Origin of the sequence: Streptomyces echinoruber (assembly GCF_014651135.1) — a bacterium.
GTDB lineage: Bacteria > Actinomycetota > Actinomycetes > Streptomycetales > Streptomycetaceae > Streptomyces > Streptomyces echinoruber.
In genome coordinates, this window is sequence record NZ_BMWH01000011.1 from 168,062 (window position 1) to 181,454 (window position 13,393).

17 protein-coding genes are annotated in these 13,393 nt (G+C 69.6%); 10 read left to right on the plus strand and 7 right to left on the minus strand.

Annotated elements, in window-relative coordinates; all coding sequences use genetic code 11:
- Together rplC and rpsJ are read right to left on the minus strand one after the other, a co-directional pair.
- A complete protein-coding gene (gene rplC, locus IE225_RS15565) occupies nucleotides 1-645 on the minus strand; it encodes a 50S ribosomal protein L3 (protein ID WP_190058093.1) in 645 nt (214 codons plus the stop codon).
- A gap of 17 nt (nucleotides 646-662) precedes the next feature.
- A complete protein-coding gene (gene rpsJ / locus IE225_RS15570) occupies nucleotides 663-971 on the minus strand; it encodes a 30S ribosomal protein S10 (protein ID WP_003948644.1) in 309 nt (102 codons plus the stop codon).
- Nucleotides 972-1,717: 746 nt separating this feature from the next.
- Here rpsJ and IE225_RS15575 point away from each other — a divergent pair.
- The 4 genes from IE225_RS15575 to IE225_RS15590 are packed head-to-tail and all read left to right on the plus strand — an operon-like array spanning nucleotide 1,718 to nucleotide 4,365.
- Nucleotides 1,718-3,700 (plus strand): ATP-binding protein, encoded by a 1,983-nt coding sequence (locus IE225_RS15575; protein WP_190058094.1) that lies wholly within the window; start codon nucleotides 1,718-1,720, stop codon nucleotides 3,698-3,700.
- Complete coding sequence (locus IE225_RS15580; RefSeq protein WP_190058095.1) at nucleotides 3,697-3,846, plus strand: hypothetical protein; 150 nt, start codon at nucleotides 3,697-3,699, stop codon at nucleotides 3,844-3,846. Before IE225_RS15575 ends, IE225_RS15580 begins: the two co-directional genes overlap by 4 nt.
- A gap of 14 nt (nucleotides 3,847-3,860) precedes the next feature.
- The gene (locus IE225_RS15585) at nucleotides 3,861-4,142 is read left to right on the plus strand and encodes a YrhB domain-containing protein (RefSeq protein WP_229879585.1); all 282 of its coding nucleotides are present in this window, start codon (nucleotides 3,861-3,863) and stop codon (nucleotides 4,140-4,142) included.
- Nucleotides 4,143-4,146: 4 nt separating this feature from the next.
- Nucleotides 4,147-4,365 carry a hypothetical protein gene (locus IE225_RS15590; protein ID WP_190058097.1) on the plus strand — a complete coding sequence of 73 codons (219 nt, stop codon included), beginning with the start codon at nucleotides 4,147-4,149 and terminating at the stop codon, nucleotides 4,363-4,365.
- Between the two features lie 32 nt (nucleotides 4,366-4,397).
- Here the strand turns inward: IE225_RS15590 and IE225_RS15595 are convergent, their stop codons facing one another.
- Both IE225_RS15595 and IE225_RS15600 read right to left on the minus strand, forming a co-directional pair.
- A complete protein-coding gene (locus IE225_RS15595) occupies nucleotides 4,398-4,607 on the minus strand; it encodes a DUF397 domain-containing protein (RefSeq protein WP_190058098.1) in 210 nt (69 codons plus the stop codon).
- On the minus strand, nucleotides 4,604-5,482 hold the full coding sequence (locus IE225_RS15600; protein WP_190058099.1) for a helix-turn-helix domain-containing protein: 879 nt from the start codon (nucleotides 5,480-5,482) through the stop codon (nucleotides 4,604-4,606). Before IE225_RS15600 ends, IE225_RS15595 begins: the two co-directional genes overlap by 4 nt.
- Before the next feature lie 592 nt (nucleotides 5,483-6,074).
- Between IE225_RS15600 and IE225_RS15605 the strand changes: the two genes are divergently transcribed.
- Genes IE225_RS15605 through IE225_RS15615 form a run of 3 tightly spaced genes read left to right on the plus strand, consistent with a single transcriptional unit; the run spans nucleotide 6,075 to nucleotide 8,647 of the window.
- Nucleotides 6,075-7,025, plus strand: coding sequence for a helix-turn-helix domain-containing protein (locus IE225_RS15605; protein WP_190058100.1), 951 nt, complete (start codon nucleotides 6,075-6,077; stop codon nucleotides 7,023-7,025).
- Nucleotides 7,026-7,028: 3 nt separating this feature from the next.
- Nucleotides 7,029-7,721 carry a DUF6932 family protein gene (locus IE225_RS15610; protein ID WP_229879589.1) on the plus strand — a complete coding sequence of 231 codons (693 nt, stop codon included), beginning with the start codon at nucleotides 7,029-7,031 and terminating at the stop codon, nucleotides 7,719-7,721.
- Nucleotides 7,718-8,647: a hypothetical protein gene (locus IE225_RS15615; RefSeq protein WP_190058101.1), complete on the plus strand. Its 930-nt coding sequence runs from the start codon at nucleotides 7,718-7,720 to the stop codon at nucleotides 8,645-8,647. Before IE225_RS15610 ends, IE225_RS15615 begins: the two co-directional genes overlap by 4 nt.
- Before the next feature lie 569 nt (nucleotides 8,648-9,216).
- Here the strand turns inward: IE225_RS15615 and IE225_RS15620 are convergent.
- From IE225_RS15620 to IE225_RS15630, 3 genes are all read right to left on the minus strand, one after another.
- Nucleotides 9,217-9,867, minus strand: coding sequence for a DUF7691 family protein (locus IE225_RS15620; RefSeq protein ID WP_190058102.1), 651 nt, complete (start codon nucleotides 9,865-9,867; stop codon nucleotides 9,217-9,219).
- A 95-nt stretch (nucleotides 9,868-9,962) separates the two neighbouring features.
- Entirely contained in the window at nucleotides 9,963-10,781 is an 819-nt protein-coding gene (locus IE225_RS15625) for an alpha/beta fold hydrolase (RefSeq protein WP_190058103.1), read from the minus strand.
- A gap of 156 nt (nucleotides 10,782-10,937) precedes the next feature.
- Complete coding sequence (locus IE225_RS15630; RefSeq protein WP_190058104.1) at nucleotides 10,938-11,603, minus strand: DUF4097 family beta strand repeat-containing protein; 666 nt, start codon at nucleotides 11,601-11,603, stop codon at nucleotides 10,938-10,940.
- 245 nt (nucleotides 11,604-11,848) lie between these two features.
- Here IE225_RS15630 and IE225_RS15635 point away from each other — a divergent pair, with 245 nt between their 5' ends.
- From IE225_RS15635 to IE225_RS34020, 3 genes are all read left to right on the plus strand, one after another.
- A complete protein-coding gene (locus IE225_RS15635; RefSeq protein ID WP_190058105.1) occupies nucleotides 11,849-12,619 on the plus strand; it encodes a GbsR/MarR family transcriptional regulator in 771 nt (256 codons plus the stop codon).
- Nucleotides 12,620-12,875: 256 nt separating this feature from the next.
- Nucleotides 12,876-13,055: an SUKH-4 family immunity protein gene (locus IE225_RS15640; protein WP_229879591.1), complete on the plus strand. Its 180-nt coding sequence runs from the start codon at nucleotides 12,876-12,878 to the stop codon at nucleotides 13,053-13,055.
- Nucleotides 13,056-13,067: 12 nt separating this feature from the next.
- A partial coding sequence (locus tag IE225_RS34020) for an SUKH-4 family immunity protein (protein WP_190058119.1) occupies nucleotides 13,068-13,393 on the plus strand: 326 nt, incomplete at its 3' end.

Here is a 13,393-nt window from a genome sequence, read left to right on the forward strand (position 1 = left end):
TCAGGCCCCCTTGGCCGCGGTGCGGACCAGGACGAGGCCGCCGTTCGGACCGGGAACCGCGCCCTTGATGAGCAGCAGGCCCTTCTCCGCGTCAACGGCGTGGACGGTCAGGTTCTGGGTGGTCACCCGCTCGTTGCCCATGCGACCCGCCATGCGGAGGCCCTTGAACACGCGGCCCGGCGTGGCGCAGCCGCCGATGGAACCGGGCGAGCGGTGCTTGCGCTGGGTACCGTGCGCGGCGCCGAGGCCACCGAAGTTGTGGCGCTTCATGACACCGGCGAAGCCCTTGCCCTTGCTCTTGCCGGTGACGTCGACCTTCTGGCCGGCCTCGAACACCTCGGCGGTGATCTCCTGGCCGAGCTCGTACTCGGCGGCGTCCGCGGTGCGGATCTCGACCAGGTGGCGGCGCGGGGTGACGTTGGCCTTGGCGAAGTGGCCCTTGAGGGGCTTGTTCACCTTGCGCGGGTCGATCTCGCCGAAGGCGATCTGGACGGACTCGTAGCCGTCGGTTTCCTTCGTACGGACCTGGGTCACGACGTTGGGCCCGGCCTTGACGACGGTGACCGGGACGACACGGTTGTTCTCGTCCCAGACCTGCGTCATACCGAGCTTCTCGCCCAGGATGCCCTTGATCTGCTTGGTCATCGCTCAGATCACCGGCCTCAGAGCTTGATCTCGATGTCGACACCGGCCGGGAGGTCGAGTCGCATCAGAGAGTCAACGGTCTTGGGGGTCGGGTCGAGGATGTCGATCAGGCGCTTGTGCGTGCGCATCTCGAAGTGCTCGCGCGAGTCCTTGTACTTGTGCGGCGACTTGATGACGCAGTACACGTTCTTCTCAGTGGGCAGCGGCACCGGGCCCGCGACCGACGCACCGGTACGGGTCACCGTCTCGACGATCTTCTTCGCCGAGGAGTCGATGACCTCGTGGTCGTAGGCCTTGAGCCGGATGCGGATCTTCTGTCCCGCCATGGCTACTTCGTAGTCCTGTCTCTCTTCACGCTCTGGAACCCGGCGTTCCATGGCCTGCTTCTCCGACCCACGCGGTCGGGCGTGTCGCGCCCCCGCCGACACAGATGTCCCTTGTTCGAACATCCCTGCGTGGGGAGCGCGGCCTTACCAGACCGCAGGACCGGGGACGAAGGCCCACCGGGTGCCTGGCCGGCGCCGCGCACACGCTTCCCGGAAGATTCCCGTACGTCCGCCCCAGCGCTGCCGTCAGGCAGTTAAGACGACGAGTACTGTGGGACTCGCTTCCGGTCCTCCCGGCGGGAGGCGCGCAGCATCAACACTCGACCGAGCAACTCGGCTAGTCTGCCATACATGGCTTGACCGACGCCAATCGAGCTGTAGAGGTTACCCCGGGTGTGGCGCAGGTCAAACGCGAGGGGAGCCGCACCACCGCCGCCCTCGCCCTGCCCGGAGGATACGACCTGGCCCACATGGCCCTCTTTGGCCCCTCTCGGGCCCGGCCCCTCCCAGGCCGGTTCCTCCCGGACCGGCGCCCTGCCCCTTCTCCGCGCCGCTTCCCGGCAGGTCCTGCCCCTTCCCCGCGCCGCCTCCCGGCAGGTCCTGCCCCTTCCCCGCGTCTTCTCCCGGCAGTCGATCATCCTCGCGGGTGATTCCCCGGCGGTTCCGTGCGCCCTGCGGGGCGCCGGGACCCATCCTGGCCTCCGCTTGCAGGTACACGGCTTGCAGGCACATGGCAGGGAGACGTCATGGTCAAGGTGCGGCTGGAGACCAGCCGGGAGCACGTCGCCGAGCCGGCGCGGCTGCGCGATCCGGTCGGCGCCGTCGAGGAGCTGATCTGGAACGCCCTCGACGCGGACGCCGAGCACGTGGTCGTCGTACTGGAACGCAACGACCTCGGCGGCGTGGACCGGGTCCGGATCCAGGACGACGGCTGCGGGATGTCCGCCGAGCACGGCGAGGAGTACTTCCGGCCCATCGGCGCCTCCTGGAAGAAGCACGCGCCGGGAACCCCGGCGAAGAAACGCGCTCTGCACGGCAAGAACGGGCGCGGGCGGGTGCGCGCCTTCGCCCTGGGCACCCAGGTGCGCTGGACCAGCGTCAGCGAGGGGACGGACGGCCGGCGGCAACTGCTGATCGAGGCCGACCGGCACTCCATGGACGAGTTCGACATCGGCGACCCGGAGCCCACCGACGCCCCCACCGGCACGCTCTTCGAGGCGTTCGGCGGCGAGGACCTGGACGGACTGGGCGAATGCGGTGCCAGGTCGTCGCTGACCGCCGCCTTCGCCACCTACCTGGAAAGATACCCGGACGTGCGCATCGAGTACGACGGCCGGGACCTCGACCCGGCGGCGGAGCAGCAGCACGTACGCGACTACGTCCTGCCGTCCCCGTCCGGCTGGAGCGGCGAGCCGGCCCGGCTGAAGGTCATCGAATGGCGCAGGCCGGTCACCCGCGCCCTCTTCCTGTGCGACGGCGAGGGCATGTCCCGGGCGCAGCTCAAGCCGGGCATCCAGGCCCCCGGTTTCGAGTTCACGGCACACCTGAGCTGGGCCGGCTTCGACGACGTCGACTCCGAGGACCTCGCCTTCACCGACTGGGCGCCGGACGGGCCCCTGGCCGAGGTGCTCTCCGCGGCCCGCGACCAGCTCCGCAAGCACTTCCGCGCCCGCGTGGACGAACGACGGCGCGAGCAGGTCGCCGAGTGGCAGAAGGAGGGCATCTACCCCTATACGGGCCGCCCCGCCGATGCCCGTGAGCGGGCCGAACGCGAGACCTTCGACGCCGTGGCCACGACCGTCTTCCGCCACCTGCCCAAGTTCACGGGCACTCGCAGGACCGTCTTCGCGCTGCTCCGCTCCGTGCTCGCGCACGAACCCTCGGACGTCCTGCGCATCGCGGAGGAGCTGTTCAGCCTGACCAAGCAGGAGAGGGAGCAGCTCAACCGGCTCCTCGACCGAACCCCCCTGTCCGCTCTCGTCAAGGCGTCGACGGCGGCCACGAACCGGCTCGACTTCCTTGCGGCCCTCGAACACCTCGTCTTCGCCCCGGAGGCCAAGGACCGGGTGAGGGAGCGCTCCGAGCTGCACCGGATCCTGGAGAACGAGTGCTGGATCTTCGGCGAGGAGTACAGCCTGCACGTGAGCGACCGCAGCCTCAACGAGGTGCTGCGCCAGCACTGCCATCTCCTCGGCCGGGAAGCGCCGGCCGAGGCCCCGGTCCTGCGCCCCGACGGACGGCGCGGGATCGTCGACCTCATGCTGTCCCGCGCGTCCCGGCACCGGCTCGACGAGCGGCACCACCTCGTGGTCGAGCTCAAGCGCCCCGGACTCGTCCTGGGATCGGCCGAGTTCGAGCAGCTCAGCAGCTACGCACAGGCGGTACGGAAGGACGACCGGTTCCGGGACACCCACACGACCTGGGACTTCTGGCTCGTCGGCAACGACATGTCCGACACGCTCCGGGAACTGGCGCACCAGCCGCACAACCCGCCCGGCTGCGCCCTCAACCAACCGACGTACCGGATCTGGGTGCGTACCTGGGGCGAGCTCTTCCAGGACTGCGAGGCCCGGCTCCGCTTCTACCGGGAGCACTTGGAGTACCAGTCCTCCACCGAGCACGCCATGGACTACCTGGTCCGCAACCACGGTGACGCGGTGACGGAACTCGTCAGCGACGGGACGATTCCCGCACCGCGGGGCGATGGGGCGGCACACCCGGCTCCGTGACGCGCGAAGGGCTCAGCGGCCGCCTCATCCCGCAATTGATCGGCACCGACGGCGCCGGTCTGGCCGCCGGCGGTCTGCGCACGGCGGCCGAGGAGGGCGCGGAAGTCGCGGCCATGAACACCGAAATGGAGTCTCATAAGTGGTGACCAAAGAAGAAGCAGTGGCAGCCGCTGCCGAGTATCTGAAAAGCAGGGCGTACCCGGAGCGGGCGGACTCCGTCGTCATGCTTCCGGACACGGCGATCGAGTTCCCCTACGGATGGAGCGTGCGTTTCGACTTCAAGGAACACCTCGAGACGGGAGATCCCGCGGCGGCCCCGTTCTCCTCCGTGGTCGTCGTCCCGCACGACGGCACGGCCGCGCACTTCCCCCCGACGCACCTGCCGATGGCCCGGTACATGGAGATGTGCGCCTCGGGCGACTGGCCGCCCACGAAGGGATAGCAAGGTGTCCGATCAGGGCCGGGTCGTCCTGCTGGACGGCCTGACCTCCGCGGTCGCCAAGGCCAGGACGTGGCTCGACGACGCGTACCACGGCGGGGTCGGGCTGGACGCGCCGACCGCCCAGGACGAGACGGCTCCCTTCGGTCTGCCGAACTCCGACCCGTGGACTTGGCCGGCCCGTTGGGACGCCGGCGAGCAGCCCGGGTCGCAAGTCTTCCGGTGACAATCGGGCGCGCGGTACGAGCAGTTGAGGGGTCAGCGCTGCGAGGCGTACGCCACGAAGTCCGCCCACGCGGCCGCCGTGAGAGCGAGCCGGGGGCCGTCGGTGTGCTTGGAGTCACGGACGTGGACGGTGCCGGGGGTGGTCGCGACCTCGACGCAGGACTCGCCGTCGGTGCCGCCGCTGTAGCTGCTCTTGAACCACGCCAGTTCGGAGGTGTCCCCGCCAGTGGTCTTGCGGATCATGTTTCCCCCAGCAGTTGCTCGATGAAGGCCAACGACTCCCGGGGCGGGAGTGCCTGAGCCCGGATGGTGCCATACCGCAGCTCGAGAATGCGCAGCTGTTTGGGATCATGCGTCGGCCGGCCGCCGAACGCGCCGTCGGAGCGGCCCACCGCCGTACCGTCCGGGAACTTCAGCAACTCGATCCTGCCGTCCAGCCCCGGATGGGCCTCGGTGTCGGTCGGCATCACTTGAAGCGTGACGTTGTGCAACTGCCCCGCCTCCAACAAACGTTCGAGCTGCTTCCGCCACACCATTGTGCCCCCGACCTGCCGACGCAGCGGCGCCTCTTCCAGGACGAAATGGAGGGATGGCGCCGGATCCCGCTCGAAGACCGACTGCCGGGCCAGACGAGCGGCCACCATGCGCTCCACGTCGTCCGGCGAGTACGGCGGCTGCGCCGCCTTGATCATGGCGCGCGCGTGCTCCGGGGTCTGCAGCAGACCGGCGATGATGTTGCACTCGTACACGCCGATCTCGACCGCCTGGGCCTCCAGCTTCGCCAGCTCCCGCACCTTCTTCGGGTACCGGACCTTCTTCACGTCCTCCCAGGCCGCCGCGATGAGCCCGCCCGCGTTCAGCACCTCGTCGGCCTTGATCAGGTACTCGCGCCGGGGAATCCGCTTGCCGCCCTCGATCTTGTAGACGAGGTCCTCGCCGTACCCGACGGCCTTCCCGAAGTCGCCGGCCCGCATCCCCGCGGCCTCGCGCCGCAGCCTGAGTTGCCGCCCCACGGTCGTGAGGACCGCGACTCCCCACTCGTCGTCCGGGTCCACCTCCCAACCCGGCTCCTCCGCCTCGCCGATGAGCCGTACCGCGTCGCCGTCGACCGCCGTCATCCCGTGCCCCTCCGTCGTACCGCTGTGGTGCAGCAGCGCCCTACCCGTACGTCCCCTACCGACAGCCCGGACACGACCGGACAACTCGCGGACAGTTATCGCACGCATACGCTGAGTCACTTTTCACAGTAAGCACGCGCCGTCGCGCCGGGTGGCGTATCCGGAAAAATGCGTCCCGGTCGCGGTCTCCTCCTCGCGGAAGCCCTGCCCGACCGCTGGGGAGTGGCCCGGGCCCGCCCCCGCGCAAGACCGCCTGGGCCGAAGTGGCGAGAAGCGGCGAGGAGCGGCGATCCGCCTCACCGCATCGCGGCCCTCCACGTCCCGGTGCCCCACTACGCGGCCCGGCGCGCGATCAAAGCTTTCAAAGACCCTTGGGTGAATAACCCGCCCAACCCCACCCCACCGAACCGCCCCAGGCCCCCCGGCACCCCGTCACCCGGAAGAGTGGTGATCCCAACTCGGCTGGATTCCGGCCCGGTTCCCCGGCATATGCTCGCCGCGACCACACCATCGCAGACATGCGACGGCCCCCGGCCAGGAGTAGCGATCCTGATCGAGGGCCTGACCACCAAGGAAGCGTAGGCCCTTCCCGATGGATACCCAGCACCTTAGCGCGCCCACGCGGCCGCAGTCCCTCAATCCGCGCGGCGTCACCCACATCAACACCCCGCACACCAGCCACTACACGGTCGTCGGCAACCACCTCGCCCAGCACCGCGAGTTGAGCCTCACCGCGATCGGCCTCGGACTGCACATCCAGTCGCTGCCCTCCGGCGCCCGCGTCGACATCAAGACCCTCGCCGCCCGCTTCCCCGAGGGCGAGACCAGCGTCGCCGCCGCCCTGCGCGAACTGGAGGCCCACGGCTACCTCGCCCGCATCCGCGAACGCCTCCCCAACGGCCGCATCGTCACCCACACGGTGTCCTACAACCAGCCCGCGCACCGCCGGTCCGGCCACACCACCCCCACCGAAACCGAGCCCGCGTCCGACCGCAGCACCCCCAAGACGCCGGCCTCGAAGACACCACCCGCCCCGCCCCCGACCACCAGCCCCGAACCGGAGCCGACACCCGCACCCCCGCCCCCGCCCTCGTCCTCGTCCTCGCCCTCGTCCTCGCCTCCGGCAGAGCCGGAGCCCGCAGCCACCCCCGAACCCCCGCTCCCCGAGCCCCGCACCCCCGACCTCGACCGCCACCGCGCGGCCACCGCCCTCCTCACCACCCTCCACCACCACGACCCCCGCCTCCTCCTCCCCGAACGCGCCGTCCGCCGCCTCGCCCCCGCCGTCGCCGCCTGGCTCGAACGCGGCGCCCACCCCGACGCCGTACGCCACGCCCTGACCGCGAACCTCCCCCGCGACCCCCTCCGCCACCCGGCGGCCCTGCTCGCCCACCGCCTCACCGAGTGTCTGCCACCGCTCCCACCCGGGCCCGCGCTACGCCCCCACCCGCTCCAGACCTGCGACGGCTGCGACCGCGCCTTCCGCTCCCCTCACCCCGGCCGCTGCCGCGACTGCCGAACCAACCTCCCGGAGGTTGCCTGACGTGTGACCCCAGCCGCATCAGGCCATGTGGGCCGGGAATTCCGTTCTGTCGCCCACACCTGCCCTCAGGCCCGCGTTCAGGACGATCTTCCGATCTCGACAGGACTTCTCGTGCTGCCTTCCTTCGCCGCGAACGGGTTCCTTCCTCTGGGCCGGTACTCGGTCTCCCTCAACGAGGCGGAGTCCCTGCTGGTCAGCGCTCCGGAGTTCCAGGGTTCGACCACGCGCAGACCGCTGTGGGACGGATTCCTCGCCTACCTCGAACGCTTTCTCGTACTCGAAGACCGATACGCGGACGCTCTGGGCGACCTCGCCCTCGTTCACCGCGTGTGGATCGGTGGCAGTTTCGTCAGCACGAAGCCGGATCCGGGAAACATCGACACGACACTCCTGATCGACACACGCGCCGAGCGCGCGGTGCGTGGCAGACCCGGCTCGAAGTGGCTGACCACCGCCTTCCAGAGCCGGGACAGCATGAAACGCAAGTTCGGCGTGTCGCCGGTCAGAGTCGGATACCAACCGGTCAGCCACGTCTTCCGGCCAGAGCACATGACCCTTGAGGAACGGACATACTTCATGCAGCGGGGTGTCTGGGACGACTGGTGGCAGCGCTGCCGACTGCCTGATCAGACCGACCGTTCCCCGTCGGAGAAAAGTGCCGCTCCGGCACGCGGCTATCTGGAGGTGCGACTGTGACCGGCGAGAGCTGGCGCGAGCGCAGGCGCGCGCTCCTGGCAGGTGATCCCGCCGCGGCCGAGGCCGCCGAGCGTCTCCTCGACGAGATGGGAACCGAGGAACGCGACGACGAGGAGATCGAGGCCGAGCACCGGGCGAGCCGCCTGGCGGCGATGCGGGAGTACGAGCCGACGGCCCGACTCGACGAGGAACTGCTGCTCCGCCTGACCGGCCCGGAGACCGAAGGAGGTGCTCTCCGCTTCCAGTGGGGAGATGCCCTGCTCGGTCCGGTGGAGAATGCGCTCTCCGTCGCTGCGGGTACGCCGGTTCAGTTGGAACTGACGGGCGTGTCAGCGGGCAGCACTGTGGTGCACGCGCGGCCCGTCGCCGCTGCCGTACCCGCAGAGCCGAACACTCTGGATGCCCCCACCGCGACGGCCGCCGGTACGGGTATGCGTACGCTCACCGAGCTCCTGACCGCGCTGGAGGCGGAGCACGATGTCCGCGAGTGGACGCGGCTTTTCGATGCTGTCGACGCGCTGGCCCGCGCGCTGAGCAAGTACCGACTCGACCTGGGTGTGACCTGGTACGACGCGGACGGTGGCATGCGTCGGGCCCAGCTCACCGAACGGGGCCGGCGGTACGTGGAACGGCTCCGCGAGACACGGGACCGCGACCAGGAGATCACCATCTCGGGCCGCATCACCGAGCTGCGTGAGAGTGGCTGGGTGAAGGTCAAGACGGGCACGGCCAAGAACGCACCGGCCTACGACGTGCGCTTCGAAAAACCGGAGGAGCTGCTGCGGATGCGCCCCGGCCTGGGGGACAACGTGCACTTCCGGGTCCGCTTCACGCAGCGGCTGGACGCTGTGGGCATCGCCCGGGCCACCGAGTACACGTACCTGGGGCCGGCCGCGGAACAGACGTCGCTTCCTCTCCCGCCCTGAGCAGCGGGCCGCCGGACAACCAGGTGGCGTCACGGCAGCTCGGCCCGCGTCCCCAGCGTGCCCTCCCGCGTCCACTGTGGGTCCTGTACCCGGGACGTGTACAGGACCCACAGCGCCGGGGCCAGACGCGTCCTACGGTCCGGGAAACCGTTTCCGCTGCGAGAGGGAACCCGATGTCCGAGCGAACTCCTGACCCGTCCGTCGCCCATTTCGGGGTGGAAGGCATGCGCCGGTCCGCCGGTTCACCGTGCCCGGCGGCTACAGGGTGCGGCTGCCCGACTCCGCACGAGCCCCTGGAGAACACGAGGTGCCGCTGCGCATGGCGCCGTACTTCACTTCACGGCGGCGGTGAACCGGCGCAGCGCCTCATGGGCGCCCGCCCCGCGATGATGGATCTCGGCAAGGCTCGGTGACCCGACCCGAAGCGATACGCCGCATGGGCTGCGGCGCGGGCCGCCGGCCCTGCGACGGCAGACGACGACGGCGCGCACCCAGACCTAACCGCGGCCGATCTGAACGACCCGGCCGCCGTCTGCGCCGGTGCCGTCCCGACGCAGCCGTCCGACCGGTCAGGTGAGCGAGAAGAAGATCGTGTCCTGGGTGTACCAGTCGAACTCTCGTGTGGCGTGCTCCCACTCGGTGTGCTCGAAGTCCAGCTTCTCGATGAGTTCTTGGAGGTCGTAGCGGAAGTCGGGGTCAACCCGGTCCAGGACGGCGCGATAGGCGTCCGCGGCCGGCTTGGCCTTGGCCAGCGGCAGGTGGCCGATGGCCGGGTAGCCGTCGATCGAGCAGGGCAGGAACGGGAATTCCAGGGGCAGTCCTCCGTAGAGATAGCCGTTCGGCAGCAGATCGGCCGGAACTCCCAGACGGCTCAGCTCCTCGCCCACCAGGCCGAAGAACGTCGACGGCTTGGAGTAGACGCCCAGGTCGCTCGGGTCGCTCGCGTTGTGGTCGATGATGTGCTGCAGCGCGGCGTGGTAGGCGTTGCCCGCGCATTCGGCGTCGGAGTCGGCGCGTCCGGCGATGAGGTGATCGAGGGCGTCGGGGATGGACAGACCCCAGTCGATGCCTTGGTCGTCGAGGGTGTCCTGGTGGTCCCGGGCGTCCTTGCGCATGCGGTCCAGACGGCGCAGTTGGTCGGCGGAGAGGGCGCCGTTGCTGCCCAGGAAGGCGAGGACGTCGGCCTTGTCCGCGGTGGAGTACGAGATGATGTGACTCATGATCGCCATGGTGGCAAGCAGCACTGACAGCGGGCGGCCCGGGAGCGGTCAACGGCCGCCGGCCGTGTCTGCCGTGTCTGCCGTGTCTACCGTGTCTACGGTGCCTCGCCGCGGCTGAGGGCGGCGACCTCGCGCACGGTCTCGGCGATGGCGCGGAAGTCCTTTCTCAGGAGCGCACCGTGGTTGGCGGCGACCTTCGCGCTGATTTTGATGTGGGGGTTGCGGGCGGTCACCGCATCGAGACTGGTGCGTATCCGTTCCTGCTCGTCACCGCGGCTTCCGAAGGACGTCCCCGAAGCAACCACGTACCGCACCGGGACGGTGATGCCGTCCAGCACGGGGCCCAGTTCGCGCTCGCGGGAGATCCTGCCGAGTTCGATGTTGCTGTCCGCCTGCTGTTCGGCGGTCATCCGCGGAGCCAGGCCCGTCGGGCGCAGCAGCGGCATGAACCAGCTCAACCGCCGGAACAGTTTCCGGATCCGCTGCTCCATGGCCTCGTCGAGCCAGTCGTACGGAAACGCGCCGTCGACCAGGACCGCGCCCAGGGCACGCTCCGGATTCCGGCCGGCCCAGTGCGCCGCGACGCACGCTCCGTAGGACCAGCCCACCAGCAGCGCCCGGTCCACACCCCTGGCCGCGAGAACGGCGTCGACGTCCCGCACGGCGGCCTCGAAGGAATAGTCCGCCGAACGCTTCGATCTGCCGCGGGCCCGCTCGTCGTAGGTGATGTGCCGCCACCCCGCCCCCAGTTCGGCGATGACCCGCCGCCAGTACCCCTGAGTGGCGAACTGGCCGTTGAGGTAGACCACCGGGATGCCGGGACCACCGGTGTCGGTGACGGCCAGGGCCGTGTCGTCGACCGGCACCATGCCGGTCCACCGCGAGCCGGTCGAGGACGTGCTGTTCTTCGTCATGTGTTCCCCTGATCGTGTCGGGTGTCTCGTACGACTTTCCAGGCCCTGCACGCGGACGGCAGGCCCTGGGGACGACAGACGCGGCCGTGCCGTCGGCGACGACCGGCAGGGCCTCGATCGCGGCGGCCCCGGCCGGACAGGCCTGGTTCCGTTCCTTCAGAGGCTGCGGGCGGTGATGTCGCCGTGGGAGGTGGTGGCGCGGATGTCGAGGTCGGCGGTGCCGTCGTTCTTCAGGGCGTTGCTGATGCGGCCGTAGCCGGTGTCGGCGTCCAGGGCGGCCGAAACGCCGGCGGCGGCGCCGACCGAGATGTCGCCGGACTGGGTGCGGAGCACGACCGTGCCGCGCACGGCCTCGGTGATGCGGATGTCACCCCTTGTGGTGCTGATCTCCGCGGAGCCGTTGAGCCGGCCGATCTCGACGTCGCCGTCGATCGCCGTGAGACGGACGCCCGCGGCCTCGTCGATCTTGACGTGGCGGTACGCCCCTTCGAAAGCGACGTCGCCGAGGCGGCCGACGCCGCGGAGCTCGGAGCCGGCGGCCCTGGCCTCGATGCGGGAGTCGGCGGGCAACCGGACGGTGACCTCCAGGGATCCGGAGGGACCGAAGAGCTGCTTCCCGGACTCGGGGGTGCGGATGCGCAGAACGCCGTCGGCGTAGGCGACGGTGGTCTGCTCGGCGGCCCGGACGTCGCGGCTCTTGGCGGGATGGGCGGGCAGGACCTCGACGGTGGTGTCGGCGCGGTCGGCGGCGATGAGCTGGATGCGTCCGGCGGGGATGTCCAGGACCGCGGAGACCGGGGCGGGGGTGTCGAACTTCTGCATCGCGTTCTCCTGTACTCGCTCGTTGTTTCCGACTCCGGAAACGCTACGTTGCTTTCCAATACTCAGCAACACACTTGTTGCATAGAAACATCATTCATGCAGATAACAGCCGGAAAACTGTTGCGACGAACCATCGATTAATGCAACGAATACCACTCCACTCATTGCAATGAGTGAGAAGTGAACACTACAGTGGACGATCAAGGACCAGCACGAAGGACCACGAGGAGATCGAGGAGATCGCAGTGCCGGGAGGCAGGCTCACCCAGCAGGAACGCCAGCAGATCGCGCTGGGGCTGGCCGACAGCCTCCCCTACGCCGAGATCGCCCGCCGCCTAGGCCGCCCGACCTCGACGATCACGCGTGAGGTGATGCGCAACGGCGGCCCCACCGCCTACCGCGCCGACCTGGCCCACCGCGCCGCCGAACGCCGCGCTCGCCGGCGCAGGACCGCCTCCTCCCGGGGGCCGGAGCCAGTCCCCCAGCCACACGGACGTGATGCCGAGGCCGTGCGCGAGTACGGGGAAACGCTCACCACCGTCCTCATGGCCTCGGGCCTGCCCAAAATGGCGGCCCGAGTGCTCGCCTGTCTCTACACCACCGACGCAGGCAGCCTCACCGCGTCCGAACTCGCCCAGCGCCTCCAGGTCAGCCCGGCGTCCATCTCCAAAGCGATCACGTTCCTGGAGAACCTGGACCTCGTCCGCCGGGAACGCGACGAGCGCCGCCGCGACCGCTACGTCGTCGACAACGACCTCTGGTACCAGTCGATGATCCGCAGCGCCCGGGACAACGCCCAGTTCGTCGAGGTCGCACGGCAGGGCGTCGGCATCCTCGGCCCCGGCACCCCGGCCGCCACCCGCCTCGAGAACGTCGCCCGCTTCCTCGACTTCGTCTCCGAAAGCATCACCCGCGCCGCGGAGCAGGCCCGCGAGATCCTCTACATCAAACCCGAGAAAACCCCGAACGGCACCGCCCGGCCAGACTCAGACCCAGGCTCACCCCCAGGGCACTGATGGATACCCGCCTCAATCGTCACAGCCACGAGACGAAGCCGGCTGCGTTCCCGAGAAGACGGCATCCGCCCCGGGCGGCCATTCCGGCGGCGGCCTCACGAACGGCCGGCAGAGCGGCCGTCTTGTCGGTCTCCCGAGTGACGAGTCCCGGAACCAGTCGGGCACGACCACCGGACTGAAGCCGCGGAGTGCGGCATCTTCTCACCGGGGCCGCCGCACCGGGCCCTGCGCCGACAGGCTCCGCGGCGTCGAGTCGTTGCTGTTCGCCCTCATCGAGTTCCGCAAGCTTGAAGTCGATCACGACAACGGCATTGATCCGGAAGAACTCGCCGAACGTTTCAGGCCGGTCGTCGGATCCTTCGATCCCACTCCCTTCGCCGACGAAGAGTCGCAATGGAACCTGTCACTTGAGGAGCTGGAGCACGGCATCTGGTGAGGCCGGGGCGACCTGGTCTGTTCTTCCGATGCTGTTCGACGTGTTGCACGACGACATGGTTTCCGTGCTGGGGGCGGACGCCGTCTTCGTGGCGCCCCCGCGGCGCTGCGCACCGTCCCGGAAGGATCGGACGCCCGCAGGCTCCTCGGCGCCGTCGGGATCCCGACGGGAGTCTTCCGGCCACAAACTCCCCGGGAAAACGGCGAGTTCCCTCTCGTCAGGGACAGGATCGACCTGTCCGGCCACGAGGCACCGCAGGGCTGTGAGGACTACGAGAACTGGGTGGTCTTCGGCTGGATCCCGCTGACGGCCCTGGCCCTGGACACCGGGACCGGCGG

Bases quoted from the DNA above. Each gene is read 5' to 3' on its own strand.
- IE225_RS15625 (WP_190058103.1), bottom strand. From the start codon at position 10,781: ATGACGAAGAACAGCACGTCCTCGACCGGCTCGCGGTGGACCGGCATG.
- IE225_RS15575 (WP_190058094.1), top strand. From the start codon at position 1,718: ATGGTCAAGGTGCGGCTGGAGACCAGCCGGGAGCACGTCGCCGAGCCG.
- IE225_RS15630 (WP_190058104.1), bottom strand. From the start codon at position 11,603: ATGCAGAAGTTCGACACCCCCGCCCCGGTCTCCGCGGTCCTGGACATC.
- IE225_RS15605 (WP_190058100.1), top strand. From the start codon at position 6,075: ATGGATACCCAGCACCTTAGCGCGCCCACGCGGCCGCAGTCCCTCAAT.
- rpsJ (WP_003948644.1), bottom strand. From the start codon at position 971: ATGGCGGGACAGAAGATCCGCATCCGGCTCAAGGCCTACGACCACGAG.
- IE225_RS15600 (WP_190058099.1), bottom strand. From the start codon at position 5,482: ATGACGGCGGTCGACGGCGACGCGGTACGGCTCATCGGCGAGGCGGAG.
- IE225_RS15595 (WP_190058098.1), bottom strand. From the start codon at position 4,607: ATGATCCGCAAGACCACTGGCGGGGACACCTCCGAACTGGCGTGGTTC.
- rplC (WP_190058093.1), bottom strand. From the start codon at position 645: ATGACCAAGCAGATCAAGGGCATCCTGGGCGAGAAGCTCGGTATGACG.
- IE225_RS15620 (WP_190058102.1), bottom strand. From the start codon at position 9,867: ATGAGTCACATCATCTCGTACTCCACCGCGGACAAGGCCGACGTCCTC.